This is a genomic window from Streptomyces sp. NPDC054866 (assembly GCF_053610745.1).
In genome coordinates this window covers 151,156-176,533 of the sequence record NZ_JBSGZA010000004.1, presented here as the reverse complement: position 1 = coordinate 176,533, position 25,378 = coordinate 151,156, and the positions used below count along the sequence as shown (strand labels likewise).

At 72.1% G+C, this 25,378-nt stretch carries 24 protein-coding genes and 1 pseudogene; 16 read left to right on the top strand and 9 right to left on the bottom strand.

The features are described 5' to 3' along the window. Positions 1–3: 3 nt before the first annotated feature. The 3 genes from ACWGI2_RS21540 to ACWGI2_RS21530 all read left to right on the top strand — a co-directional run bounded on the left by ACWGI2_RS21540 (position 4) and on the right by ACWGI2_RS21530 (position 2,509). On the top strand, positions 4–1,167 hold the full coding sequence (locus tag ACWGI2_RS21540) for a MalY/PatB family protein (protein WP_453696957.1): 1,164 nt from the start codon (positions 4–6) through the stop codon (positions 1,165–1,167). Positions 1,168–1,277: 110 nt separating this feature from the next. Continuing rightward, positions 1,278–1,760, top strand: a complete 483-nt coding sequence (locus tag ACWGI2_RS21535) for an Lrp/AsnC family transcriptional regulator (protein ID WP_453399886.1) — start codon at positions 1,278–1,280, stop codon at positions 1,758–1,760. Between the two features lie 59 nt (positions 1,761–1,819). Beyond that, a complete protein-coding gene (locus ACWGI2_RS21530; protein ID WP_453696955.1) occupies positions 1,820–2,509 on the top strand; it encodes an HAD family hydrolase in 690 nt (229 codons plus the stop codon). Here the strand turns inward: ACWGI2_RS21530 and ACWGI2_RS21525 are convergent. Beyond that, positions 2,460–2,774, bottom strand: a complete 315-nt coding sequence (locus tag ACWGI2_RS21525) for an AMP-binding enzyme (protein WP_453697692.1) — start codon at positions 2,772–2,774, stop codon at positions 2,460–2,462. The two genes, ACWGI2_RS21530 and ACWGI2_RS21525, sit on opposite strands and share 50 nt — an antisense overlap. Positions 2,775–2,849: 75 nt before the next feature. Then, on the bottom strand, positions 2,850–3,527 hold the full coding sequence (locus ACWGI2_RS21520) for a TetR/AcrR family transcriptional regulator (protein ID WP_453399888.1): 678 nt from the start codon (positions 3,525–3,527) through the stop codon (positions 2,850–2,852). 79 nt (positions 3,528–3,606) lie between these two features. Here ACWGI2_RS21520 and ACWGI2_RS21515 point away from each other — a divergent pair, with 79 nt between their 5' ends. Beyond that, complete coding sequence (locus ACWGI2_RS21515; RefSeq protein WP_453696953.1) at positions 3,607–6,798, top strand: carboxyl transferase domain-containing protein; 3,192 nt, start codon at positions 3,607–3,609, stop codon at positions 6,796–6,798. Positions 6,799–6,847: 49 nt separating this feature from the next. Here ACWGI2_RS21515 and ACWGI2_RS21510 read toward each other — a convergent pair whose 3' ends face one another. Beyond that, positions 6,848–7,468, bottom strand: coding sequence for a hypothetical protein (locus tag ACWGI2_RS21510; protein WP_453399890.1), 621 nt, complete (start codon positions 7,466–7,468; stop codon positions 6,848–6,850). 349 nt (positions 7,469–7,817) lie between these two features. Between ACWGI2_RS21510 and ACWGI2_RS21505 the strand changes: the two genes are divergently transcribed. Continuing rightward, positions 7,818–8,288, top strand: a complete 471-nt coding sequence (locus ACWGI2_RS21505; protein WP_453696951.1) for a DNA-binding protein — start codon at positions 7,818–7,820, stop codon at positions 8,286–8,288. 32 nt (positions 8,289–8,320) lie between these two features. Here ACWGI2_RS21505 and ACWGI2_RS21500 read toward each other — a convergent pair whose 3' ends face one another. Continuing rightward, positions 8,321–8,812 carry a GNAT family N-acetyltransferase gene (locus ACWGI2_RS21500; protein WP_453696949.1) on the bottom strand — a complete coding sequence of 164 codons (492 nt, stop codon included), beginning with the start codon at positions 8,810–8,812 and terminating at the stop codon, positions 8,321–8,323. 17 nt (positions 8,813–8,829) lie between these two features. Here ACWGI2_RS21500 and ACWGI2_RS21495 point away from each other — a divergent pair, with 17 nt between their 5' ends. Then, the gene (locus ACWGI2_RS21495) at positions 8,830–9,609 is read left to right on the top strand and encodes an SGNH/GDSL hydrolase family protein (protein WP_453399893.1); all 780 of its coding nucleotides are present in this window, start codon (positions 8,830–8,832) and stop codon (positions 9,607–9,609) included. Between the two features lie 33 nt (positions 9,610–9,642). Here ACWGI2_RS21495 and ACWGI2_RS21490 read toward each other — a convergent pair whose 3' ends face one another. Next, positions 9,643–10,155, bottom strand: coding sequence for a hypothetical protein (locus ACWGI2_RS21490; RefSeq protein ID WP_453696947.1), 513 nt, complete (start codon positions 10,153–10,155; stop codon positions 9,643–9,645). A gap of 109 nt (positions 10,156–10,264) precedes the next feature. Next, positions 10,265–10,615 carry a hypothetical protein gene (locus ACWGI2_RS21485; protein ID WP_363206557.1) on the bottom strand — a complete coding sequence of 117 codons (351 nt, stop codon included), beginning with the start codon at positions 10,613–10,615 and terminating at the stop codon, positions 10,265–10,267. 124 nt (positions 10,616–10,739) lie between these two features. Here ACWGI2_RS21485 and ACWGI2_RS21480 point away from each other — a divergent pair. Together ACWGI2_RS21480 and purB are read left to right on the top strand one after the other, a co-directional pair. Then, positions 10,740–11,099 (top strand): annotated as a pseudogene (locus tag ACWGI2_RS21480) (DUF4259 domain-containing protein); the annotation flags it as partial. A 110-nt stretch (positions 11,100–11,209) separates the two neighbouring features. Continuing rightward, positions 11,210–12,652 (top strand): adenylosuccinate lyase, encoded by a 1,443-nt coding sequence (purB, locus tag ACWGI2_RS21475; RefSeq protein ID WP_453696945.1) that lies wholly within the window; start codon positions 11,210–11,212, stop codon positions 12,650–12,652. Positions 12,653–12,671: 19 nt separating this feature from the next. Here the strand turns inward: purB and ACWGI2_RS21470 are convergent, their stop codons facing one another. Further along, positions 12,672–13,349 carry a DedA family protein gene (locus tag ACWGI2_RS21470; RefSeq protein WP_453696943.1) on the bottom strand — a complete coding sequence of 226 codons (678 nt, stop codon included), beginning with the start codon at positions 13,347–13,349 and terminating at the stop codon, positions 12,672–12,674. Positions 13,350–13,483: 134 nt separating this feature from the next. Between ACWGI2_RS21470 and ACWGI2_RS21465 the strand changes: the two genes are divergently transcribed. Together ACWGI2_RS21465 and ACWGI2_RS21460 are read left to right on the top strand one after the other, a co-directional pair. Beyond that, positions 13,484–14,620 (top strand): sensor histidine kinase, encoded by a 1,137-nt coding sequence (locus tag ACWGI2_RS21465; protein ID WP_453399898.1) that lies wholly within the window; start codon positions 13,484–13,486, stop codon positions 14,618–14,620. Then, positions 14,620–15,255, top strand: a complete 636-nt coding sequence (locus tag ACWGI2_RS21460) for a response regulator (RefSeq protein WP_453400039.1) — start codon at positions 14,620–14,622, stop codon at positions 15,253–15,255. The genes ACWGI2_RS21465 and ACWGI2_RS21460 overlap by 1 nt, the downstream gene beginning before the upstream one ends. 34 nt (positions 15,256–15,289) lie before the next feature. Here ACWGI2_RS21460 and lysA read toward each other — a convergent pair whose 3' ends face one another. Together lysA and ACWGI2_RS21450 are read right to left on the bottom strand one after the other, a co-directional pair. Then, a complete protein-coding gene (lysA, locus tag ACWGI2_RS21455) occupies positions 15,290–16,630 on the bottom strand; it encodes a diaminopimelate decarboxylase (protein ID WP_453696941.1) in 1,341 nt (446 codons plus the stop codon). A 62-nt stretch (positions 16,631–16,692) separates the two neighbouring features. Continuing rightward, on the bottom strand, positions 16,693–17,097 hold the full coding sequence (locus ACWGI2_RS21450; RefSeq protein ID WP_453399900.1) for an SAV_915 family protein: 405 nt from the start codon (positions 17,095–17,097) through the stop codon (positions 16,693–16,695). A 603-nt stretch (positions 17,098–17,700) separates the two neighbouring features. Between ACWGI2_RS21450 and ACWGI2_RS21445 the strand changes: the two genes are divergently transcribed. From ACWGI2_RS21445 to meaB, 6 genes are all read left to right on the top strand, one after another. After that, positions 17,701–18,516 carry an SDR family NAD(P)-dependent oxidoreductase gene (locus tag ACWGI2_RS21445; protein ID WP_453696940.1) on the top strand — a complete coding sequence of 272 codons (816 nt, stop codon included), beginning with the start codon at positions 17,701–17,703 and terminating at the stop codon, positions 18,514–18,516. A gap of 105 nt (positions 18,517–18,621) precedes the next feature. Then, positions 18,622–19,422: a GNAT family N-acetyltransferase gene (locus tag ACWGI2_RS21440; protein WP_453696939.1), complete on the top strand. Its 801-nt coding sequence runs from the start codon at positions 18,622–18,624 to the stop codon at positions 19,420–19,422. Positions 19,423–19,575: 153 nt separating this feature from the next. Next, a complete protein-coding gene (locus ACWGI2_RS21435; protein ID WP_453696937.1) occupies positions 19,576–20,148 on the top strand; it encodes a hypothetical protein in 573 nt (190 codons plus the stop codon). Positions 20,149–20,289: 141 nt separating this feature from the next. Further along, a complete protein-coding gene (mutA, locus tag ACWGI2_RS21430) occupies positions 20,290–22,143 on the top strand; it encodes a methylmalonyl-CoA mutase small subunit (RefSeq protein ID WP_453696935.1) in 1,854 nt (617 codons plus the stop codon). Beyond that, entirely contained in the window at positions 22,143–24,353 is a 2,211-nt protein-coding gene (gene scpA, locus ACWGI2_RS21425; protein ID WP_453696933.1) for a methylmalonyl-CoA mutase, read from the top strand. The genes mutA and scpA overlap by 1 nt, the downstream gene beginning before the upstream one ends. A gap of 2 nt (positions 24,354–24,355) precedes the next feature. Then, positions 24,356–25,378 (top strand): methylmalonyl Co-A mutase-associated GTPase MeaB, encoded by a 1,023-nt coding sequence (meaB, locus tag ACWGI2_RS21420; RefSeq protein WP_453696932.1) that lies wholly within the window; start codon positions 24,356–24,358, stop codon positions 25,376–25,378.

The window sequence follows — 25,378 nt, the reverse complement described above, 5'->3', positions numbered from 1 at the left end:
CCGGTGACCGAGCCCTTCGGCTTCGATGTGCCCGTCGACCGGCACGGCACGTGGTGCACGCAGTGGGACTACGTCGAGGACCGCTTCGGCGTCCCCGGCCTGCTGCCCTTCACCATCTCGGACATGGACTTCGAGACGGCCCCCGCGGTACTCGCGGCCCTCCGCGGCCGGCTCGACCACGGCGTGCTCGGCTACTCCCGCTGGCGCCAGGCCGACTTCCTCTCCGCGATCGTCGACTGGTACGGCGAACGCCACGCCACCGACGTGGACCCGGGGTCGATCGTCTACGGCCCCTCCGTGATCTACCAGGTCGGCCGGCTCCTGCGGCTGTGGTCACGCCCCGGCGACGGCGTCGTCGTCCACACACCGGCGTACGACGCCTTCCCCAAGACCGTCGCCGCGCACGAACGGCGGCTGCTGCGCTGCCCGCTCGGCGACTGGACCGAACTGGAACGGCTGTTCGCCCTGCCGGACACGGCCGTTCTGCTGCTGTGCTCGCCCCACAACCCCACCGGCCACGTATGGACGGAGGCCGAGCTCGACCGCCTCGCGGCCCTGTGCGCGCGGTACGGCGTCGCGGTGATCAGCGACGAGATCCACTCGGACCTCGTCCACCCGCCGTACGTCCACCGCCCGTGGTCCCTGCACGGTGGCCGCGAAGGCCGCTGGGCGGTGGTGACATCGGCCTCGAAGTCCTTCAACATCCCGGCGCTTACGGGCAGTTACGGCATCATCGGCGACCCGGGGACACGCGAGGCGTACCTGCGCGACCTCAAGGAAGCCGACGGCCTCTCGTCCCCGGCGGTGCTCTCCCTCGTCGGGCACATCGCCGCGTACCGAGAGGGAGCCCCTTGGCTCGAAGCCCTGGGCACCTACCTCCGCGGCAACCTCCAACTCGTCGCCGACCGCCTGAACACGGCGTTCACCTGCCTCAACTGGGCCCCGCCACAGGCCGGTTACCTCGCCTGGATCGACGTAAGCCCCCTGCACGTGGACGACGAGACCCTGCAACGTGAGCTGATCGAGACCCAGAAGGTGGCGATCATGCCCGGCACGGCGTACGGCTCCCCCGGGCATCTGCGCCTGAACGTGGGCTGCCCACGCGCCAAGGCCGAGCGGGGCGTCACGGCCCTGGTGGAGGCGGTGCGGGCGATCCAGCGGATGTAGGTGCAGGGCGCGCCAGTACGCGCAGGTCAGGCCGGTCTCTTCGCGGAGACCGGCCCCTGCCATTGGTACAGTCACGAGGTTCATCCCTCGTACCCGGGAGACCCCGCCCCATGGCCGTCGACGAACTCGACACCCGCATTCTGCGGCTCCTCCTGGAGCAGCCCCGCACCAGCGTCCGTGAGTACGCGCGCGTGCTCGGTGTCGCCCGCGGCACCCTTCAGGCCCGGCTCGACCGGCTGGAGCGGGACGGAGTGATCACCGGGACGGGGCCCTCCCTCTCGCCCGCCGCGCTCGGGCATCCGGTGCTCGCCTTCGTGCACATCGAGGTCACGCAGGGGCACCTGGACGAGGTGGGCGACGCGCTCGCCGCCGTGCCGGAGATCGTCGAGGCCTTCTCGATCACCGGCGGCGGTGACCTCCTGACCCGCGTCGTCGCCCGGGACAACGGCCACCTGGAGGACGTCGTCCAGCAGCTGATCCAGATGCCGGGCGTGGTCCGCACCCGTACCGAGATGGCGCTGCGCGAGCGCGTCCCGCACCGTCTGCTGCCGCTGGTCGAGTCGATCGGCAGGGCCTGCGCCGAGCAGAAGTGATCTGTCCGCCACCGACCCGTGCGGCGGCGTTGATCTGCGGCTTTGGCATGCTGGAGTGCATGAGCACCTTCGGCGACACCTCGGTCATCTTCGATCTCGACGGCACCCTCGTGGACAGCGAGCCGAACTATTTCGCGGCTCAGCGCGGTCTCCTCGCCGAGTACGGCATCGACTACACCTGGGCCGACAACGAGCGGTTCGTGGGCATCAGCACCCAGGAGAGCCTCGCCGTCTGGCAGGACCAGTACGGCATCGACGTACCGGTGGCCGAACTGCTCCCGGAGCTCGACCGCCGCTATCTGGAGCTGGCCCGCGCCGACACGCACGTGTTCCCGGAGATGCGGAAGTTCGTCGAGAGGCTGCACGGTGCCGGGGTGCCGATGGCCGTGGCCTCCGGATCGTCCCGCGCCGCCATCGAAGCGATCCTCTCCGGCACCGGCCTCGACGCGCTCCTGACCACGGTCGTCTCGGCCGACGAGGTCGCTCACGGCAAGCCCGCGCCCGACGTGTTCCTGGCCGCCGCTGCGCTCCTCGGCGCGGACGCGGCCGACTGCGTGGTCCTGGAGGATGCCGCTCCGGGTGCCACTGCGGCGCACGCGGCGGGCATGCGCTGCATCGCGATCCCCTACGTGACCGCCCACGCGGACGAACCGGCGTTCGCGTCGGCGGGGCTGCTGCTCCGGGGCGGGCAGGCCGAGTTCACGGCGCAGGCGGCGTGGGACCACTTGGCCGCGCTGACACGGCCGTAGGCATGGCTGCGGCCGTCGTCGCGGCCCGCTCAGCGAGCTCCGTCTTCTTGATCTTGCCGGTCGCGGTGAGGGGCGGCTCGTCGAGGATCTCGACGGCCGGCACCTTGTACGTCGCCATGGCACCGGCCGCCCAGTCGCGCAGCTCCTGCGCCGTGAGCACGCTGCCGGGGGCAGTGCGCACGTAGGCGTAGAAGCGCCGGCCGGCCTCCGCGTCCGGGACGGCGACGACGGCCGCCGCGAGGACGTCGGGGTGCCGGGCGAGCAGGGTCTCGACCTCGGCGGGGAAGACGCTCCTGGCCTTGACCTGTCGTGGCCCAGGTAGCCGACGGGGGGCGGCTCCTCAGCGTGGGTTCTGTTGTGGGGCCCTGCGTGAGGTCCTGCGTGGGTGATCGACTCCGAGCAGGTGCAGGAACATGGCGGTCACATCGCGCACGGCCGCGTCGTACGTCTCGGGGGCGGACGCTTCCGGGGCGGACGCCGTGAGCCGGGCGAACTGGATGCTCATGCCGCCGACCGCGCGGGCCACGGCGAGCGGCTCCGCGACCGGCCGGGCCCTGCCCTCGGCCGCGAGCCGCCGGATGTAGCGGGCGGAGCGGTGGATCGGGCGCTCCTGGGTCTCCTCCCACAGGGCGCGCACGTCGTCGTCGCTCTGCGCCTGCTGCTCCAACAGCCTTAGCAGCGGCAGGTGTTGGGCGTACGCCGAGATGAAGGCGGCGGTGGAGGCCCGGCAGACCTCGCGGGCGTCGTCCTGGTCCACTCCCGGCACGTCCTGCGCGGCGAGGAACGCGTCCCGTACGCGCACCGCGAGGACGCGGAAGATCTCCTCCTTGGACGCGAAGTACACATAGAAGCCCGCCCGGGAGACCTCTGCCTCCGCCGTGATGTCGGCGATGGTCGTCGCGCCGTACCCGCGCCGCGCGAACACGGCCTCGGCGGCGTCCAGGAGCCGCCCGCGGGCCGGGGCGTCGCTGCGGTCGCGGGCGGTGCGGGTCGCCCAGGGCTGTTGATGTCGTGCCACGCGGCGAGCTTATTGACGTTGACGCCAATGTCAATGAGCATGGCGGCGCCAGACTTCAGGAGGACTTGAGGAGGGCTTCATGGGTTCCGCCGCCGTGCTCGTCGCCAATCGCGGGGAGATCGCCGTCCGTATCCTCCAGGCCGCCGCGGAGGCCGGACTGCGCACGGTCGCCGTGTACGCCGATGACGACGCCGCCGCGCGGCACGTCCAACTGGCCGACGAGGCGCAGCCGTTGGGCGGCACGGGGCCTGCCGCGTATCTGGACGCGGACGCGGTACTGGCCGCGGCTCTCCGCTCCGGGTGCGAACTGGTGCACCCCGGCTACGGATTCCTGAGCGAGGACGCGGTCTTCGCGGGGCGGTGCGCGGAGGCCGGGCTGCGGTTCGTGGGGCCTTCCCCGGAGGTGCTCGGCCTGTTCGGCGACAAGGCACGCGCGCGTGCGCTCGCCGAAGGGTTGGGCGTGCCGGTCCTGGCGGGCACGCGGGGGCCGACGACTCTGGCCGAGGCCGCCGAGTTCCTTGCGGGGCTCGGCCCTTCGGGCGCGGTGATGGTCAAGGCCATCGGTGGCGGCGGCGGGCGCGGCATGCGGGCCGTGCGGCGCCCGGACGACCTGGCGGCGGCCTGGGAGCGCTGCCGCTCCGAAGCTCTGCAGGGCTTCGGGCGCGCGGAGTTGTACGTGGAGGAGCTACTGAACGGCGCCCGCCACATCGAGGTCCAGATCCTGGGCGACGCGGCCGGCGAGGTCACCCACCTCTGGGAGCGCGACTGCAGCGCACAGCGCCGCCACCAGAAGCTCGTCGAGATCGCACCGGCGCCCGGGCTCTCCCCGGCCGTCCGGGAGAAGCTCGTGTCCGCGGCCCTGCGGATGGCCCGGGAGTGCGGCTACACCGGCCTCGGCACCTTCGAGTTCCTGCTCATCGGCGAGGAGTTCCACTTCATCGAGGCCAACCCCCGTCTCCAGGTCGAGCACACCGTCACCGAGGAGGTGACGGGCGTCGACCTCGTGGTGGCCCAACTGCGCCTGGCGGCAGGCGATTCGCTCGCGGCGCTCGGGCTCGCGGGCCCTCCGCCAGAGCCGCGCGGCTACGCGCTCCAGGCGCGCGTGAACGCCGAGTCACCGGCGTCCGACGGCACCGCGCTCCCCTCCACGGGCACGCTCACCCGCTTCGACGTGCCGACGGGACCGGGGGTGCGCGTGGACACCGCGGCGCGCAACGGAGCCGAGATCGGGGCGCGTTACGACTCGCTGCTCGCGAAGGTCATCACGCACACACCGCACGGGGACTTCGCGGCGGTCTGCGAACGCGCCTCCCGCGCGCTCGCGGACTTCGCCGTCGACGGCGTACGCACCGGGATTCCACTGCTCCGCGCGCTGCTCGCCCATCCGGGTTTCACCGCGGGCGGCGCGCACACGGACTTCGTGGCCGAGCACATCGCGGAACTCCTGGCCGACGGAACGCCAGTTGACGTGCCGCAGGTGCTCGCGGGTGACGGTTCGACGCTGGCCGCTCCCATGACGGGGACGGTCGTCACCGTCGACGTCTCGACGGGCGAACAGGTGGCAGAAGGACAGCAGTTGCTCGTGCTCGAAGCGATGAAGATGGAGCACGTGCTGCGCGCCGACGCCTCCGGAACCGTGACCGCCCTCCATGTGCGCGTGGGCGACACGGCGACGGAAGGCCGCCCCTTGGTGACAGTGGACGCGTCGACTGCGGGCGAGGCGGCCACGGCACGCACCGAGGAAGCCATGGACCCGGACGCCATCCGCCCCGACCTGGCCGAGACCCTGGCCCGGCACGCGATCGGCCTGGACGCACACCGCCCCGAAGCCGTCGCCAAGCGTCACCGCATCGGGCGCCGCACGGCCCGCGAGAACGTCCAGGACCTGTGCGACGACGGCACGTTCACGGAATACGGCGCGCTCGCGATCGCCGCCCAGCGCCGCCGCCGCTCCCTCGACGACCTGATCGCGTCGACGCCCGCCGATGGCATGGTCACCGGCACGGGCCGGATCGACGGCGTGCGGTGCGTGGCGATGTCGTACGACTACACGGTCCTGGCCGGCACCCAGGGCCTGCAGAACCACCGCAAGACGGACCGGATGCTCCAGCTGGCCGAGGAACGGCGGCTGCCGGTGGTGCTGTTCGCCGAGGGCGGCGGTGGGCGCCCCGGCGACACCGACACGACGTCCGTCGCCGGGCTCGACGTGACGACGTTCCATCAGATGGGGCGCCTCAGCGGCCAAGTCCCCCTGGTGGGCGTCGCGTCGGGGCGGTGCTTCGCGGGCAACGCCGCCCTGCTCGGCTGCTGCGACGTGGTGATCGCGACGCCGGAGGCCAGCATCGGGATGGGCGGCCCCGCGATGATCGAGGGCGGCGGCCTCGGCGTGTACCGCCCCGAGGAGATCGGGCCGCTGTCGGTCCAGGTGCCGAACGGCGTGGTGGACATCGCGGTGGCCGACGAGGCCGAGGCGGTGCGGGTGGCACGGAAGTACCTCGGCTACTTCTCGTACTCCCCTGAGACGGGCCGCAGTTGGGAGGCGCCGGACCCGCGGCTGCTGCGGCACGCGGTCCCGGAGAACCGGCGCCGCGCCTATGACATGCGGGCCGCGATCGAGGGGATCGCCGACACGGACTCGGTCCTGGAGCTGCGGGGCGGCTTCGGCGTCGGCGTCATCACGGCTCTCGTGCGCGTCGAGGGGCGGCCGATGGGGCTGCTCGCCAACAACCCCGGGCATCTGGGCGGGGCGATCGACCGCGACGCTGCGGACAAGGCGGAACGGTTCCTGCGGCTGTGCGACGCGTTCGGGCTTCCCGTCGTCTCGCTCTGTGACACACCTGGTTTCATGGTCGGCCCGGACGCCGAACGGACCGCGACCGTACGGCACTTCTCCCGCCTCTTCGTGACCGGCGCACAGCTCCGTGTCCCGCTGGTGAGCCTGGTGCTGCGCAAGGCGTACGGGCTCGGCGCGATGGCCATGATGGGCGGCTCCACGCGCGCGCCCGTGGCCACGGCGGCGTGGCCGAGCGGCGAGTTCGGCGGGATGGGTCTTGAGGGCGCCGTCCGTCTCGGCTACCGCAAGGAGCTGGCCGCGATCGCCGATCCCGGGGAGCGGCAGCGGGTGTTCGATGCCCATGTCGCCGAGTTGTACGAGCACGGCAAGGCGGTGAACGCCGCGGCGGCGCTGGAGATCGACGCGGTCATCGACCCCGCGGAGTCGCGGAGTTGGATCCTGACGGCGCTGGAGGGGGCGGGCGGGCCACGGCGGTGATCGGCTTCCGGGGCCGTTCAGTACGTGATCCGTTCAGTACGTGATCCGTTCAGTACATGATCCCCACGAGGCCGTCCCCCTGCTCGGCGCAGACGAGTCCGCCCGTGCAGCAGGCTCCCCAGCTGCCGGACCCTGGCCCGAAGAGGGTCACCCGCTCCCAGTGCTCGGCGGTCGGCCTGGCCCGCGAGAGGCGCAGGCCGAGTTCGTGCACGGCCATCTCGGCGGGCGGCGGCCCGCCGGACGATGCGGCGGCCCCTGGCAGCACGGCCACGATCTCCGCGGCGGGATAGCCGAAGAGGTCTATGTCGTCCCAGGCCACCGGAGTCGCCTCTGGGGGCTCCGCTTCTGCCCGCGGCTGGGCCCGCGCCTGGATCTCCACGCGGGCGAGCCGGTCCGTGGCGCCCGGACCGCCGCCGCCGAAGCCGAGGACGACGCCGTCCAGCTCGGCGTCGAAGCTCCACTCGGGCTCGTAGAGGAGGCCGCCGAGCCAGGCGTCGTGCGCGTGCCGGAGCTCCGCGTACTGGCTCAGGGTCAGGCCCATGCACTGCCGGTGGTGTGTGACCCTGTCGGGAGGCAGCAGTTCCAGGACCTCGCCGGGTGTCATCCCGAACTTCAACAGCCCAGCGCCGCCCGGCAGTTCCACGCCGACTTCTCGCAACAACTCCAACATTGCACCATTGTTCACCCGTTGACCCAGGTGGCAAGGCTGTTGACGAGATCACACAGAAAACGGTTGCGGGGGCAGAGGTCGTCAGAGGTCAGGACTGGGGACGGCTGCCGTGGTTGGCCGGGTGCTTACGGCGTGCCTTCTTCTTACGGCGTCGCTTCGATGACATGCGATTCCCCTCTCTCGCCAGGTTTGCCATTCGCCCTTCGCCATGGATGGCATTTCAGGTGTTTTCCACCGTTCCATACGGGGGCCCACCCGGCGACTGGACCACCACGGGGCCGGGGCGCGCAAACAAGATGTTCACAACACACCGTTGACAGCATTACGTGTGCCAACCATGCTGGACGGCATGACCCCGACCCCCGAGCAGCAGCCCGCCGAGGCGGACCCCTTCAGCCCCACGCACCCGGACCAGGTGCGCGCGGGCCGCGCCCCGGCCGCCCTCTTCCGCATCGCCGAGCGCCACGCGGCCACCGACGAGCAGCGGCGCCGACAGGTGCACGCCACGATGGTCGGTCCGTACGAGGCTGCGCGGCTCGTGACGTTCCTGCTGACCGGCACCGCGGACCCCGCGGACGGAGAGCCGGAGGTAGACCACGCGGACATCACCGCGGCGCTGACGCTCATACCGATGGCGCGCGTCGAGATGGACGAAGTGGAGGCCGGGCTCCTGCAGATGGCGCGCGGGCGCGGCATGACCTGGCCGGAGATCGCCTTCGGCCTCGGCCTCGGCACACCGCAGGCGGCGAGGCAGCGCTACGAAAGGCTGGTCGGCCGTACGGCGATCGCCGACCCGGAAGCCGCTCCCCCGACCCGCTAAGACGCTCCACGGCGCTCGGCGCGATGGCGCCGCTATTCGTGCACCGAGCCCCCGCCCATGTGCCGGAGCCACACATAGGGGACGGGCTGCGGGGCGTTCCACTCCGCGGCGAGAGCGGGGTCGACCGGCAGGAATCCGGCTCCGCGATAGCAGCGCAGGGCGGCGGTGTTCCCGGGGTGGACGCGCATGAAGATCTCCGCGTATCCGGCCCGCAGGGCCCGCCCGACCAGCCCCCGCACCAGCCTCCGCCCGACGCCCCGCCCACGGGCGCCCGGCGCCACGATGATCCGGGCGAGTTCCGCCTCCCCCTCCTCCTCGTCGCACCACACCTCCCCATAGCCGAGGAGCGTCTCCCCCTCGACGAGCACGTGCCCCCGCACACCCTCTTCCAGCTGCCAGCCGGCGACGACCCTCGCGGCCACGGGGAACTCCCGCAGCCCACACCACAGGGCCACCTCACCGGCGGAGGCGGGCCAGCGCGCCACGGTGTCCGCGTCCGCCACGGCGAAGGGTCGAAGCTCCATGTACGATCGCTCCCGCCATGCAGATGAATGCCAACTACACCAGTCTCGTCGCGGTCGGCGACTCCTTCACCGAGGGCATGTCGGACCTGCTGCCCGACGGCAGCTACCGCGGCTGGGCCGATCTGCTCGCCGCCCGGATGGCTGCCGCCTCCCCCGGTTTCCGGTACGCGAACCTCGCGGTGCGCGGGAAACTCATCGGGCAGATCGTGGCCGAGCAGGTGGACGTCGCGGCCGCCATGCAGCCCGATGTGATCACCCTGGTGGGTGGCCTCAACGACACGTTGCGCCCCAAGTGCGACATGGTCCGCGTACGCGGGCTCCTGGATGAGGCGGTCGAACGGCTCGCCCCGGCGTGCAAGCAGCTGGTCCTGATGCGGAGCCCCGGCAGGAACGGCCCCGTGATGGAGCGTTTCCGCCCCCGCATGGAGGAACTCTTCGTCCACATCGACGAGTTGGCGGCACGGCACGGTGCCACGGTGGTGGACCTGTACGGATCGGCCGCGCTCGGCGACCAGCGCATGTGGGACGTGGACCGGCTGCACCTGACGGCCGAGGGCCACCGCAGGGTCGCCGAAGCGGTGTGGCAGTCCCTCGGCTACGACCCCGAGGACGACTGGCAGTCCCCGCTCCCGGCCACCGCCCCACCGAACTGGACGGCGCGCCGCGCAGCCGACCTCCGCTTCGCCAGACAACACCTGGCCCCCTGGATAGCCCGCCGCCTCACGGGCCGCTCCTCAGGAGACGGCCTCCCGGCGAAGCGCCCGGATCTACTGCCTTTCGAGGACCCGCGGGCGTAAGCACGGCCGCCCGGCGTCCGACCCCGGCTCGCGCTACGCGTTTTCCCTGGCCGTGTCGGCGAATTGGGCCAGGCCCTGGGCCAGGGCTTCCATGTCGCGGTCGAAAGCTTGCAGCTGCTCGCTCGTGACCGTTGCCGCTGATGGTTCCTGGCTCGCGCTCCACCAGGTGACGAGCATCAGTGGCTTGGCGATCAGGTCCGTCGTCCGTACCGCCTGTCTGTAGACCGGGCGGGGTCCCGCCAGCATCAGGACCGCGTGCTTCGTGATCAGCTCGTGGTACTGGGCGTCTATGTCCGCGGCGCGGGCGCGTGCGGTCGTGGGGTCCAGCGGCTCGTAGAGGTCGGTCAGCTCTGGTCGGAAGTGGCGGCTGACGTCGACGAGTGCCATGCGGACCTGGGCGACCAGGGTGAGGTAGGCCAGGCACGCTTCCTGCCGCGCCTTGTTCCTGTTCAGACGTGAGGCCGACTGCGCCGTGACGAGCGCCGCCGCCCCCGTGGCGATCGCCCCCACGGCCGCGCCGAGAAGGGCCGCAAGTCCTTGATCCATCCCTCGCCCCCCATGACGCCCCCGCGAACCAGGGGTCACAGCATAGGACGGCGCGGGTGATCCGCCCGAGGGGCCGGTCACCCGCGCCGTCCGGCTCGGCTGCTCGCCCCTACTCCTCCACCTCGTCCTCGAAGTGGAGCGCGATGGACTGCAGCACGTCCGCCGACGTCACGTCAGTGCGGCCCTCGTCGTGGGCCTCGGCCAGCTGCGCGAAGGAGAAGGCGAAGGCCGACGTGATCTGCTCGATGACCGGGCTCAGTTCCCGGCCCACCACCTCGGCGACCTCTATGGCGGTGGCGTCGGCGGGGATTTCGATGCGCGGCAGCATCTCCTCGAGCATCGCGCCGACCGCGCCGCTGGGTTCGACCTCGCCGTCCGGGTTCTCCCGTACTTGTCTGCGCATCTCGATCGCCTCGGTCAGGATGCCGACGACTCTTTGGATGATCTCGCGCTGCTCCATGCGATGAAGCCTAGACGCACACGGATCAACGGGAGTTGCGGCACAGCCGGGCGGAGGCGCGCGCGGTACTCGGGATGCCGGGCCGTTCGACAACGACACCGCGGTCGATTTCTGCGGGGACCTCGACGCCGCCCCGGCCGAGGAGCGACTCGGCCTCGTCCATGCCGCTCTGGACAACGCCGTCGGCGACGGCGGGGCGCTGGACGCCGACCTCGCCGAGACGGCCGTGGCCGCCGCCGCTCTGGTCGCCGCGCAGTGTCCCGGCGGAGAGCCCGTCGACCCCGTTTACGGGCCGGAGCAACCCATCCCCGACCTCCTGTCGCTGCGCGCGCCCGCGCGGCAGGCCCTGGGACGCGTGGTCTCCGACGGCTCGGAGCTTCTTGAGCTCTGGGACGAGTCGGACGGACAGCCGTGGCGCCGGCGCGTCGAAGCGTTGCGGCGCGTGCTGCGGGCCCCCGGCATCCCCGGAGCCCCCGGCGAGTGATCACCGTGGCGGCAGGCAGTCGCCCTCTGGACGATGCTCCAATGGCCCGCGCCTTCCGGACTGTACGGACGGTCAAAGAGCAGGTCGGGCGGCAGGTAAACTCCGTACACGTGACTGTCGCGCCTGCAAAGCCCCGTATTCCGAACGTCCTCGCCGGGCGTTACGCCTCCGCCGAGCTCGCCACCCTCTGGTCGCCCGAGCAGAAGGTCAAGCTGGAGCGTCAGCTCTGGCTCGCCGTCCTGCGGGCGCAGAAGGACCTGGGGATCGAGGTGCCGGACGCCGCCCTCGCCGACTACGAGCGCGTCATCGACAACGTCGACCTGGCCTCCATCGCCGAGCGCGAGAAGGTAACGCGCCATGACGTGAAGGCCCGCATCGAGGAGTTCAACGCGCTCGCCGGGCACGAGCAGGTCCACAAGGGCATGACCTCCCGCGACCTGACCGAGAACGTGGAGCAGCTGCAGGTCCGGCTCTCCCTGGAGCTGGTGCGCGACCGCACCGTCGCGGTGCTCGCGCGGCTCGGGAAGCTGTCGGGCGAGTACGCGGAGCTGGTCATGGCCGGCCGCTCGCACAACGTGGCCGCGCAGGCCACGACCCTGGGCAAGCGCTTCGCGACGACCGCCGACGAGCTGCTCGTCGCGTACCGCCGCGTGGACGACCTGCTGCGCCGCTACCCGCTGCGTGGCATCAAGGGCCCCGTCGGCACGGCGCAGGACATGCTCGACCTGCTCGGCGGCGACGCCGAGAAGCTCACCGAGCTGGAGCAGCGCATCGCCGGGCACCTCGGCTTCGACCGCGCCTTCACCTCGGTCGGCCAGGTCTACCCGCGCTCCCTCGACTACGAGGTCGTCACCGCCCTGGTGCAGCTCGCATCCGGGCCCTCCTCGCTGGCCAAGACCATCCGTCTGATGGCCGGACACGAGCTCGTCACCGAGGGCTTCAAGCCTGGCCAGGTCGGCTCCTCCGCGATGCCGCACAAGATGAACACCCGCTCCTGCGAGCGCGTGAACGGCCTCACCGTCATCCTGCGCGGCTACGCGTCGATGACCGGCGAGCTGGCGGGCGACCAGTGGAACGAGGGCGACGTCTCCTGCTCGGTCGTACGCCGTGTCGCCCTGCCGGACGCGTTCTTCGCGCTTGACGGGCTGCTTGAGACCTTCCTGACCGTGCTCGACGAGTTCGGCGCCTTCCCTGCCGTCGTCGCGCGTGAGCTGGACCGCTACCTCCCCTTCCTCGCCACGACCAAGGTCCTGATGGCCTCGGTGCGGGCGGGCGTCGGCCGCGAGGAGGCCCACGAGGCCATCAAGGAGAACGCCGTCGCATCGGCGCTCGCGATGCGGGAGCAGGGAGCCGAGCGCAACGAACTCCTCGACAAGCTCGCCGCCGACTCCCGGATTCCGCTGGACCGCGCCGAGCTGGACGCTCTCATGGCCGACAAGCTGTCGTTCACGGGCGCGGCGAGCGATCAGGTCGCCGTAGTCGTCGCGCAGATCGAGGCCCTGCTCAAGGAGCACCCCGAGGCCGCGGCCTACATTCCGGGCGCCATTCTCTGATCGCCCGGCCGGGCGCCGCCTAGCGCGTCGCGCGGTGCTCGCCCTTGCCCGCCCTGCGGACCCGCAGCGTGACGAAGGCGAGCACCGCGAGCGCGGCCACGGCAAGGACTCCCTTGGAGTACAGGCCGACCAGATCGGTGACCTGGTGCCAGCGTGAGCCGAGTGCGTGGCCGATCAGGATGAAGACCGCGTTCCAGATGAGGCTGCCCGCGGTCGTCAGGGCGAGGAATACGGGCAGGCGCATCCGCTCGACGCCCGCGGGGACCGAGATCATGCTGCGGAAGACCGGAATCATGCGGCCGAAGAAGACCGCCTTGGTGCCGTGCCGGGCGAACCAGTTCTCCGTGCGCTCGATGTCGGACGCCTTCACCAGCGGGAGGCGGGCCGCGACGGCGACCGTGCGGCCCCTGCCGAGCAGCGCACCGATCGCGTAGAGGGCGAGCGCACCGATCACGGAGCCCGCCGTGGTCCAGATCAGGGCCTCGACGACCCCGAACTTGCCCTGGCTCGCGGCGAAGCCGGCGAGCGGCAGGATCACCTCGCTGGGCAGCGGCGGGAAGAGGTTCTCCAGGGCGATGGCCACTCCGGCGCCGACGGCGCCCATCGAGTCCATGAGGTCGGTGGCCCAGCCCGCGATGCCGCCGGTGGGCGCTTCGTTCGCGGCGGCGGTGGCTTCGTACCCGGCAGTGAGGATCATGCGTTCGACGCTAGGAAAGAGCGGAGCCCGGCGGTATGAGGGGGGCCACAAACGTCGTGTGCGGTGGACCGCAGGTCAGCATTGTGGTTTTCCGCAGTCCCGGCGCGGCAGCCGCTCGGCTAGCGTGACCGATCATGCGTACGCATCTACAGCGCTGGCTCAGGGTGACGGTCGGCGTCCTCCTCGGTGCCCTCACCGGGCTCGTCGAGCTGGCCTTCGCCCTGGTGGCCGGCCTGTGGCTGCTCGCCACGCTCGGGCGGCGCACCGGGCGCGGTGCCGAGGCCCGCATCGTGGGCGGCGCCCGCAGGCTCGCCGAGCTGGAGCGGCGCCGCATGGCCGTCTTCTTCCGCACCGAGCTCGCCACGCCTCCGACCGGCCTGCCCGCGGTGAACTACATCGCGTCGCGCTGGGCCTTCGGGCTGCTCGGCGGTGTCGTGCTGGCCTGCGCGCTGCTCGGGGCGGGATATGCCTCGCTGGCGGTGTGGGGCTGGTTCGTCGCCGACATCCGCGCCCCCGGCACCCTGATCCTCTCCTCGGTCGGCGGTCTCTTCCTGCTCTATCTCTGTGTGCAGGGGACGTACGGCGTCGCGCTCGCGGACGAGCGCCACGCGCGCCGCTTCCTCGGCCCGAACGACGGGCAGCTCATGGAGCGCAGGATCGGCGAGCTCGTCGCGAGCCGCGCCGGGGTGGTGGAGGCCGTGCACGACGAGCGGCGCCGCATCGAACGCGATCTGCACGACGGCGTCCAGCAGCGCATCGTCGCCCTCGGCATGCTGCTCGGCAGGGCCCGCCGCGCCTCCGAGCCCGAGAAGTCGGCCCGTCTCCTCGCCCAGGCGCACGAGGAGACCCAGCAGGCCCTCGTCGAGCTGCGCGACGTCGCCTGGCGGGTCTACCCCGCCGCCCTCGACGAGGGCGGGCTCGCCGCCGCCCTGGAGACGGTCGCCGAGCGGGCGGCCATTCCCGTACGTCTCGACTGCGCCCTGCACGAGACCCCGCCGCCGACCGCGCAGGCCGTGGCGTACTTCGTCGCCGCCGAAGCCGTCACGAACGCCGTCAAGCACTCGGGCGCCACCCTCGTCACCGTCCACGCCGAGCGGCGAAGTGCCGTGCTGCGCCTGCGCGTCGAGGACGACGGGCGGGGCGGCGCCGACCCGTCCGGCAGCGGTCTGCTCGGGCTCGCCCGGCGCGTTGCCGCCCTCGACGGCACCCTCACCGTGGAAAGCCCCGCCGGTGGGCCCACCCTCATCACCGCGGAGCTCCCATGCGCGTAATGCTCGCCGACGACTCGACGCTGCTGCGGGAGGGCCTTGCCAGGCTCCTCGCGGACGAGGGCCATACCGTCACGGCCTCGGTCGGTGACGCGCGGGCGCTGCTCGCCGCCGTGGCCGAGGACCCGCCCGACGCCGCCGTGATCGACGTACGCATGCCGCCCACACACACCGATGAAGGGCTGCGGGCCGCCCTTGAGATCCGCAAGGAGTGGCCGGGGACGAGCGTCCTCGTGCTGTCGCAGTACGTCGAACGCCGTTACGCCACCGAGCTGTTGACCACCGCCACCGAAGGCGTCGGCTATCTGCTCAAGGACCGGGTCGTCCAGGTCGACGAGTTCCTGGACGCGCTGGAGCGGGTCGCATCGGGCGGGACCGCCTTCGACCCGGAGGTCGTACGGCAGTTGCTGACCCTCAGCAGCCACACCGACCCGCTCAAGCGCCTGACCGCACGGGAACGCGAGGTGCTCGGCAAGATGGCGCAGGGGCACACGAACGCGGCGATCGCCGGGCAGTTGTACGTCTCGCAGAGCGCCGTCGAGAAGTACATCAACGCGATCTTCGACAAGCTGGAACTGACCGGGACGACCGGTTACAGCCGCCGCGTACTCGCCGTCCTGCGCTATCTCGGCTCCTGACGAACCATCCTGACGAGCCATCAATTCCAGGCGTTCACAGGCCGACATCCCTGCTGCGGAAGTCCTCAAGGGACTCGCGCCGCACCAGGAGCCGCGCGTTCCCGTCGGCGACGGCCACCACGGGCGGGCGCCCGACGAGGTTGTAGCCGGACGCCATGGACAGGTGGTACGCCCCGGCCACCGGCACGCCCAGAATGTCTCCGGGCCTTACGTCGCCCGGCAGTTCGACGTCGGAGGCCAGCACGTCGCCCGCCTCGCAATGCCGCCCGACGACGGTCACCGGAGCGGACGGGACCGTGGAGCGCCGGCCGATCAGGCGCGGCACGTACCGCACGCCGTACAGCGCGGGCCGCGGGTTGTCGCTCATCCCACCGTCCACGGCGACGAAGGTGCGTCCGCCGGTCCGCTTGACGGCGAGTACGCGGTAGAGGGCCACTCCGGCGGGGCCCGCGATGGCGCGACCCGGCTCGATGAGCAGCCGGGGCACGGTGAGCCCGGCCGCCGCGCAGCTCTCGATCAGTTCGGCGCGCACCTTGCGGGCGAGGGTGGTGATGTCGAGCGCCGGCTCGCCGGGGCGGTACGCGATGCCGTGGCCGCCGCCGAGGTCCAGTTCGGGGAGGGTGACGCCGTGCTGGTCCTTGATGCGGGCCATCAGGCCGACCAGGCGGCGTACGGCCGCGAGGAACGGCTTGTCCGTGGTGATCTGCGAGCCCAAGTGGCAGTGCAGGCCGGTGAGTTCGAGTCCGGGCTGGCCGATGATGCGGGCGATGGCGTGCTGTGCGGAACCGTCGGTGATGGACAGGCCGAACTTCTGGTCGTCGGTCCCGGTACGGATCTTGGCGTGGCCGCCCGCCGCGATGCCGGGCACCACACGGACCATCACCTTCTGATGGCTGCCCGGCGGCACGGCGGCGGCGAGCCGGGCGATCTCGGAGGCACTGTCGATGACGATGCGCCCGACGCCGAGCCGCAGCGCGGCCTCCAGGTCGTGCGGGCTCTTGGCGTTGCCGTGCAGGACGATGCGCTCGGCGGGGAAGCCGGTGGTGACGGCGAGCTCCAGCTCGCCGGCGGAACAGACGTCGAGGCCGAGCCCCTCCTGTGCCACCCAGTGGGCCATCGCGCGGCACAGGAACGCCTTGGCGGCGTAGTGCACTTCGGCGTCGGGGAAGGCGTGCAGGTAGGTGCGGCAGCGTGTACGTACGTCGCCTTCGTCGAGGAGATAGGCCGGGGTGCCGAAGCGCTCGGCGATCTCGGTGAGCGGTACGCCGCCGATGGCGAGGTCGCCGTGGGCCAGACGTGCGGTGGACGCGGGCCAGACGGACAGGTCGTCGTCGGCGGTGGCGTCCGGGGTCACGGGTTCGTGCAGGGTGGTCATGGTCAGGTTCTCTCTTCGCCTAGTCCTCGTCCTTGTCCGCTTCCGATTCCGTCTCCGCGTCTTCAGCCGATCCAGGTGGTCAGGGCGCCGACCAGCGCGGCGGCGCCCGTGACGCGGAGCGCGCCGACCGCCTGCGGGTCCCACTCACGCCAGGCGGGAGTGCGCCGCGCGGGGGCGCCGACGGGATGCGCGGCCAGGCGTGGGTCGACGGTCACCTCGTGGACGCCGAGCGGCTCGGTGAGCGCGCGCAGCGCCGGCTCCGAGAGCCTGATCCAGGCCTGGCGCCCGCCCAGGGCCGCACTGAGCCGCTGCGGGGTGGTGAAGGCGACGGCGGTGCGGCCGCCCACGGGTGTGCGGAACAGGCGGGCGACGCAGCCCGCGGGTCCCGGCCGGACGGGGACGAAGAGCGGTCCGGCCGGGCCGGGTTCGGACGGCTCGGGGTCCTCGGCGCACTGGATCTCTGCCATGGGGTTCCTCCTTGAGGATCCTGCTCGGTGTACGGCGGCCCCCAGGGGCCGGGCAGGAACCCGGGGGCCTGCACCGACGCTATGCCCGGCACCAGGTGCCACCCGCCCCTCCATGACGGGACGTTGACGGAGGGGCGGCCCGCGTTGACGAGGGCTTGACGGGGGCGGGCGGGCACCGTCAGGGGCGCGTAAACACCCAGGTACAACAGCCGTTCGGGGGTATCGCGGAAGCTACGTTTGCTGTTCGCACCGGCCGCGCCTGCCTTCCCGCCGCCGCGCGGCCGTGTTCGCGATCAGCCGTCTCTGCGCAGGGGCCCCTGCGCAGAGACGGCCCGGACGTACGTCAGGGCCTCATCAAATACTCCGTGGTCTTCTTGAGGCCCTGGCCGTCCGGCAGTTGGATAGGGGATGTGAACAGCATTTCGCGCCGTGCCGACCGGCCGCCTCATACGGCGGTGCCGGTCCCGCGCCCTGTTCACTCGACGGTGCGCTGACGCCGCACCTCCCCCGTCGGCCGTGATCGGCCGTCTCACCACCGCACACGCCACCGCCCCCACCGGGGGCCGCTCGGCGTGCACCCACTCACGAATCCAGGAACCAGCCATGTCTTCTGCATCCCTGTCCGGACGGACCGTCCTGATCACCGGAGCGACCTCCGGGATCGGCTACGAGAGCGCACGGTTCCTCGCCGAACGCGGGGCCACCGTGCTGGTGCACGGGCGTACTCCCGACGAGGCACGGGCCGCGGCCGACCGTCTGGCCGCCACCGCGGGCATCGGCGCCGGTCAACTCTGCCCGTTCTCCGCGGACTTCGCCCGCCTCGACGAGGTGGAGCACCTCGCGCACCGCGTGGTCAGCGAACACCCGCACCTGGACGTCCTGGTGAACAACGCGGGCATGGCCGCGCCCGAGCGGCACACCATCACGTCGGACGGCAACGAGATCGTCTTCCAGGTCAACTTCCTCGCGCACTACCTGCTGACCGGCCTCCTCGAGCCCGCGCTGACGGCAGAGCCCGGCGGCCGTGTCGTCAACGTCTCGTCCTCGCTGCACCGCACGGCGTCCATCCAGTGGAACGACCCGAACCGCGCCCGCCGCTACTCCCGGCTCGCCGCGTACGCCCAGTCTCAGCTGGCGCTCACCGTCTTCGCGTCGGACCCGCGCGTCACGGCGGTCTCCGTGCACCCCGGCGTGTGCGACACCGCGCTGCTGTCCCTGTACGGCGACGAAGGCGCGTCGGCCGCGCAGGGCGCCGCGCACGTGGTGCGCCTCTGCGACCCGGCGACGGAGATCGTCAACGGCGCGTACTACGAATGCGACGAGCGCGTCGAACCGGCCGCGGCCGCCACGGAGGACCGCACCGTCAAGCGCCTGAGCAAGCTCGCCGACCTGCTCGTCGGAAACACCCTCACCACGTGAGAGGTGACGCCACCATGTCCATGGGCGCATCGCGCTGAAGCCACCGGCGGTGCGGGCACGCCCCCGCGTGCCCGCACCGCTTCCCCGTCCCAGGAGGACCGTCCCGTGATCCAGCTTCCGCCGCATCAACTGCACGCACTCGCCCGCTGGTTCCCCGCGGGGTCGCCCGGCACCGGCTCGCTGCCCGAGCACGCCTTCACCACCGGTGTGGGCACGTGGTGGGCCGACCGGGCCCTGAGCCCACGGTTCGTGGCCGTCAGCTGTGCGGGGCACGTGCTGCTGCGCGGAGCTCCGGAGGCCGTGGACCCCGCGGAACTCGCGCCCTTCGCCCACAGTCATGTCGGGGCCACGGCCCGTTTCCTTCCGCTGCTCGGCGCCGCGTTCGACCGCGTAGTGCCTGCCGAGCGCATGCTCTACGTACATCGCGAGCCGGTGTCCGCTCCGCGCCCGCCGCGGGGCGTGACCGTTCGCCGCCTGGCCGCCAACGACGCCTCCGCGCTGGCCGCGCTCACCCAGGCCGCTCCGGACTCCGGCTGGATCCACGCCAGTTGGGGCGGCCCTGAGGGACTCGCCGCCTCCGGCCACGGCTGGGCCGCGTTCGACCGGCACGGCCGCGTCGCCGCCGTCGCCTGCGGCTACTTCGCCGGGGAAGCGTACGAGGACGTCGCCGTCGTCACCGCGCCCGAGCGCCGCCGCGAGCGCCTCGCCCTGGCCTGCGTCACCGCCCTGTGCGGGGACATCGCCGCCCGTGGCCGCACCGCGAGCTGGACGTGCGCGCGCGACAACCGGCCGAGCCGCCTCCTGGCCTGGACCGCGGGTTTCCGGCTGCACCGGGAGTACGTCCACCACGCCACCGGCAACCCGGCCGTGCGCCCCGCGTCGAAGGCGGCGAGGGTGCCCGCGTGAACTTGCCCGCGAAGGTGACTCGCCCCCGGCGCACGCGCGCCCGCACCCCGCCCCGTCAGGCCCCCGTAAAGGTCGCCGCGCGCCGTGTCAGTGCCGCGTCAACGTTCCGCGCGGCGACGCTCCCGGCCCGGCGATGTGCCTAGCGTCCCCCTCATGGCCCCACGCATGACGCGCCCCGCTCGGCGCATCCCCGGCGCCCGTACGACGTCCCGGTCCGCGGCGCACGGTCCGTGGACGCACGACCGCGGCTGGGCCGGGGAGGCGCGCTCCGCGGCTTCCTGTGCCGTGCTGTTGTCCGGGCTGCTCCTCGCGCTCGACGCGGCGACCGGCAGGCTCGGCGTCGGCCGTGCGCTGCTCTGGCTGGGACTCGGCGTGCTGCTGTTCGCCGTGCTCACGCCGCCGCGTGTGGCGGGGCACGGCACGGTCCTGGTCTCCCGCGGTCCAGTACGCGTCCGGTCGGTGCGCCTCGACCGTCTCGTGGCGGTGCGCCGTTCCGACGGGATCGCGCCGCGGCTCGTCCTGCGGGACGCGTCCGGTGGCGAGGTCGTCCTCGACCCCGAGGTGCTCGTCGTCAATCCGGCGCTCTGGCGTCTCGTGGCCGCGGGCGCCCGCACATCTGTCGACGACGGCCGGCTCCTGTGCGGGGCGACCGCGTTGCGCCGGCTCGCGGAACGCGTCGACCGCGAGACGGCCGAGGGCGTCTTCAAGGCCTCTGGCCTGGAATGACTCCGGAGAGGGCGCGGAGGGGCCCGGACCCCGCCCCGCCGTAGCCGCCCGCTCGTTTGAGATCAAGAGAGTTCGGAAGAGGCCAAGGTCACAGCCCTGGACGGCACCGAGTGCCAGGGGTTCCGCCCTAGCATCATGCCCATGACGGTCCTGCCTGACGACGGGCTTTCCCTGGCCGCCGAGTTCCCTGATGCGACCCATGAGCAGTGGCAGCGCCTGGTGGAAGGCGTGCTGCGCAAATCGGGTAAGGACGTATCGGGGCCGGCCGCCGAGGAAGCGCTGTCCACCGCACTCGAGGACGGGCTCAGCACCCGCCCCCTGTACACCGCCCGAGAAGCCGCGCCTGACGCCGGTTACCCGGGTTTCGCCCCCTTTGTCAGGGGCGGCACCGCCGCGGGCACTGCCGCGGCCGGCTGGGACGTACGGCAGCGGCACGCTGCCACGGATCCCGCGGGCTCGAACGAGACGGTGCTCGCGGACCTGGAGAACGGCGTCACCTCGCTGTGGCTCGGCGTCGGCCCCGGCGCGCTCCCGGTGTCCGGCATCGCGCGCGCCCTCGACGGCGTCTTCCTCGATCTGGCGCCGGTCGCCCTGGACGCGGGCGCCGAATTCGAGCCCGCCGCACGCGAGTTGTTCCGGCTCTACGAGGAGCGGGGCATCCCGAAGGACTCGGCGCGCGGCACCCTCGGCGCGGACCCGCTCGGTCACGAGGCCCGCACCGGTGAGCGGCTCGACCCGGCCGCCGCGGTCGAACTGGCCCGGCTGTGCGGGCAGGAGTACCCCAACCTCCGCGCGCTGGCCGTCGACGCCCTGCCGTACCACGAGGCGGGCGGCTCGGCCGGGCAGGAGCTCGGCGCCTCCCTCGCCACGGGGGTCGCCTACCTGCGCGAGCTGACCGATGCGGGGCTCACGGTCGAAGCGGCCTGCGCCCAGCTGGAGTTCCGGTACGCGGCCACAGCCGATCAGTTCCTGACCATCGCGAAGCTGCGGGCGGCCCGGCGGCTCTGGGCCCGCGTGGCCGAGGTCTGCGGCGCCCCGGACGCGGGGGCGCAGCGCCAGCACGCCGTGACCTCGCCGGTGATGATGTCGCGCCGCGACCCGTGGGTGAACATGCTGCGCACGACGGTGGCCTGCCTCGGCGCGGGCGTCGGCGGCGCCGACTCCGTGACCGTGCTGCCCTTCGACCACTCGCTGGGCCTGCCGGACGCGTTCGCGCGCCGCATCGCCCGCAACACCTCGACGATCCTCCTGGAGGAGTCGCACCTCGCCCGCGTGATCGACCCGGCGGGCGGCTCCTGGTACGTGGAGCGCCTCACCGACGAACTGGCCCACGCGGGCTGGGAGTTCTTCCAGGAGATCGAGCGCGCGGGCGGCCAGGCAGCGGCCCTGCGCTCCGGTCTGATCGGCGAACGGCTCGCCGCCACCTGGGCGAAGCGCAGCGAGAAGCTGGCCAAGCGGCGCGAACCGATCACGGGCGTCAGCGAGTTCCCGAACCTGACGGAGCGTCCGGTCGAGCGTGTGGCCCCGCCCGCCCCCGAGTCGTCGGGCGGCCTGCCGCGCGTGCGCCGCGACGAGGCATACGAGATCCTGCGCTCGCGCTCTGACGCGCACCTCGCCTCGACGGGGGCCCGCCCCCGGGTGTTCATCGCCGGGCTCGGCCCCGCCGCCGCGCACACGGCACGGGCCTCCTTCGCCTCGAACCTCTTCCAGGCGGGCGGCATCGAAGCCGTGCACGACCCGGTGACGGTGGACGCGTCGACGGCCGCGGAGGCGTTCAAGGCCAGCGGCGCCACGGTGGCGTGCCTCTGCTCCAGCGACGCGCTGTACGAGGAACAGGCCGAAGCGGTTGCCGAGGCGCTCAAGTCGGCAGGTGCGCAACGGGTGTTCCTCGCGGGACGGCCCGCCGAGTACGAGGCGGTCGACGCCTACGTCTTCGCGGGCTGCGACGCCGTGTCCGTGCTCTCCTCCACCCTCGACCACATGGGAGTGGCGTAATGGCGATCCCCGACTTCACCGGCGTCGGCCTGACGTCCGAAGCCGCCTCTGAGTCCTCCGCCGTCTCCAAGGACCAGTGGCGCAGCGCCGTCAAGGAGTCCACCGGCAAGGCCGACGACGACCTCCTGTGGGAGACCCCGGAGGGCATCGCGGTCAAGCCCCTCTACACGGGCGCCGACCTCGAAGGCCTCGACTTCCTGGAGACGTACCCCGGTGTGGCGCCGTATCTGCGCGGCCCCTACCCGACGATGTACGTCAACCAGCCCTGGACGATCCGCCAGTACGCGGGGTTCTCCACCGCCGAGGAATCCAACGCCTTCTACCGCCGCAACCTCGCGGCCGGGCAGAAGGGTCTCTCGGTCGCCTTCGACCTGCCGACCCACCGCGGCTACGACAGTGACCACCCGCGCGTGACGGGCGACGTCGGCATGGCGGGCGTGGCAATCGACTCGATCTACGACATGCGTCAGCTCTTCGACGGCATCCCGCTGGACAAGATGACGGTTTCGATGACGATGAACGGCGCCGTGCTCCCCGTGCTCGCGCTCTACATCGTGGCCGCCGAGGAACAGGGCGTACCGCCCGAGAAGCTGGCCGGGACCATCCAGAACGACATCCTCAAAGAGTTCATGGTCCGCAACACCTACATCTATCCGCCCAAGCCATCGATGCGGATCATCTCCGACATCTTCGCGTACACCTCGCAGAAGATGCCGCGCTACAACTCCATCTCGATCTCCGGCTATCACATCCAAGAGGCGGGCGCGACAGCCGACTTGGAGCTGGCGTACACCCTCGCCGACGGCGTGGAATATCTGCGGGCCGGTCAGGAGGCGGGCCTGGACGTCGACGCGTTCGCGCCGCGGCTCTCCTTCTTCTGGGCGATCGGCATGAACTTCTTCATGGAGGTCGCCAAGCTCCGCGCCGCGCGCCTCCTTTGGGCGAAGCTGGTCAAGCAGTTCGACCCGAAGAACCCCAAGTCGCTCTCGCTGCGCACGCATTCGCAGACCTCGGGCTGGTCACTCACCGCGCAGGACGTGTTCAACAACGTCACGCGTACGTGCGTCGAGGCGATGGCGGCGACGCAGGGCCACACCCAGTCGCTGCACACGAACGCCCTCGACGAGGCGCTCGCTCTGCCCACCGACTTCTCCGCGCGCATCGCCCGCAACACCCAGCTGCTCATCCAGCAGGAGTCGGGCACGACGCGGACGATCGACCCGTGGGGCGGCAGCGTGTACGTCGAGAAGCTGACGCACGACCTGGCGCGCCGCGCCTGGCAGCACATCGAGGAGGTCGAGGCGGCGGGCGGCATGGCGCAGGCCATCGACGCGGGCATCCCGAAGCTGCGCGTCGAGGAGGCCGCCGCGCGCACGCAGGCACGCATCGACTCCGGCCGCCAGCCCGTGATCGGCGTCAACAAGTACCGCGTGGAGACCGACGAGCAGATCGACGTCCTGAAGGTCGACAACTCCTCCGTACGCAGCCAGCAGATCGCCAAGCTGAAGCGCCTGCGCGAGGAGCGCGACGAGGCGGCCTGCCAGAACGCGCTGCGTGCGCTGACGGCGGCGGCCGAGCGAGACCCGGGCCCGGGTCTCGAAGGCAACCTCCTCGCCCTGGCGGTCGACGCGGCCCGCGCGAAGGCGACGGTCGGTGAGATCTCCGACGCTCTGGAGACCTCGTACGGGCGGCACGCGGGGCAGATCCGTACGATCTCCGGTGTGTACCGCACCGAAGCAGGCTCGTCCCCGTCCGTGGAGCGCACCCGCACGCTCGTCGGGTCCTTCGAGGAGGCCGAGGGGCGCCGTCCGCGCATCCTGGTCGCCAAGATGGGCCAGGACGGCCACGACCGCGGCCAGAAGGTCATCGCCACCGCCTTCGCCGACCTCGGCTTCGACGTGGACGTCGGCCCGCTCTTCCAGACCCCGGCCGAGGTCGCGCGCCAGGCCGTCGAGGCGGACGTGCACATCGTCGGCGTCTCGTCGCTGGCCGCCGGGCACCTGACCCTCGTACCGGCGCTGCGTGCGGAACTCGCCGCCGAGGGCCGCGAGGACATCATGATCGTCGTGGGCGGTGTGATCCCGCCGCAGGACGTGCCGACCCTCCTGGAGATGGGTGCCGCGGCGGTCTTCCCGCCCGGCACGGTGATCCCGGACGCCGCGTACGACCTGGTGAAGCGGCTGGCGGCCGACCTCGGCCACGAGCTGTGAGCATGGCGGCGCCGCGGATCGACATCGACGCGTACGTCAAGGGCGTACTCGACGGGAAGCGGGCGCAGATCGCGCGCGCCATCACCCTCGTCGAGTCGACCCGGCCTCAACACCGGGCCCTGGCACAGGAGTTGCTGACCCAGCTGCTTCCGCACAGCGGGCGGGCGCGGCGGATCGGCATCAGCGGGGTGCCCGGCGTGGGCAAGTCGACGTTCATCGACGCGCTGGGCACGATGCTGACCGGGCTCGGGCACCGGGTCGCGGTCCTCGCCGTCGACCCGTCGTCGACCCGGACCGGCGGCTCGATCCTCGGCGACAAGACGCGGATGGAACGCCTCGCGGTGGACCCGGCGGCGTTCGTGCGCCCCTCCCCGACCGCCGGGACGCTCGGTGGGGTCGCGAAGGCGACGCGCGAGTCGATCGTGGTGATGGAGGCGGCGGGCTACGACGTGGTGCTCGTGGAGACGGTGGGCGTGGGCCAGTCGGAGACGGCGGTCGCGAACATGGTCGACTCGTTCCTGCTGCTCAGCCTGGCCCGCACCGGCGACCAGCTCCAAGGCATCAAGAAGGGTGTCCTCGAACTGGCGGACGTCCTCGCCATCAACAAGGCGGACGGCCCGCACGAGCGGGACGCGCGCTCGGCAGCGCGCGAACTGGCGGGCGCCTTGCGGCTCATGCACCCCGCGGACGCCGCGTGGACGCCGCCGGTGCTCAGTTGCAGCGCCCGCGAGTCCAGCGGCCTGGACGAGGTCTGGGACCGCCTGGAACAGCACCGCACGCTCCTCGACTCCACCGGCCGTCTCGCCGCCAAGCGGCGTGACCAGCAGGTCGACTGGACGTGGACAATGGTGCGGGACGAGATCCTGGAACGGCTGCGGGGGCACGAGGCGGTGCGGGATCTGGCACCTGACCTCGAACAGCGGGTGCGTGAAGGCACGTTGACGGCGACGATCGCGGCCGAGCGGATCCTGGAGGCGTTTCAGGGGGGCGGGGGCGGGTCGGACTCATCCGTCGGGTCGGGCTGA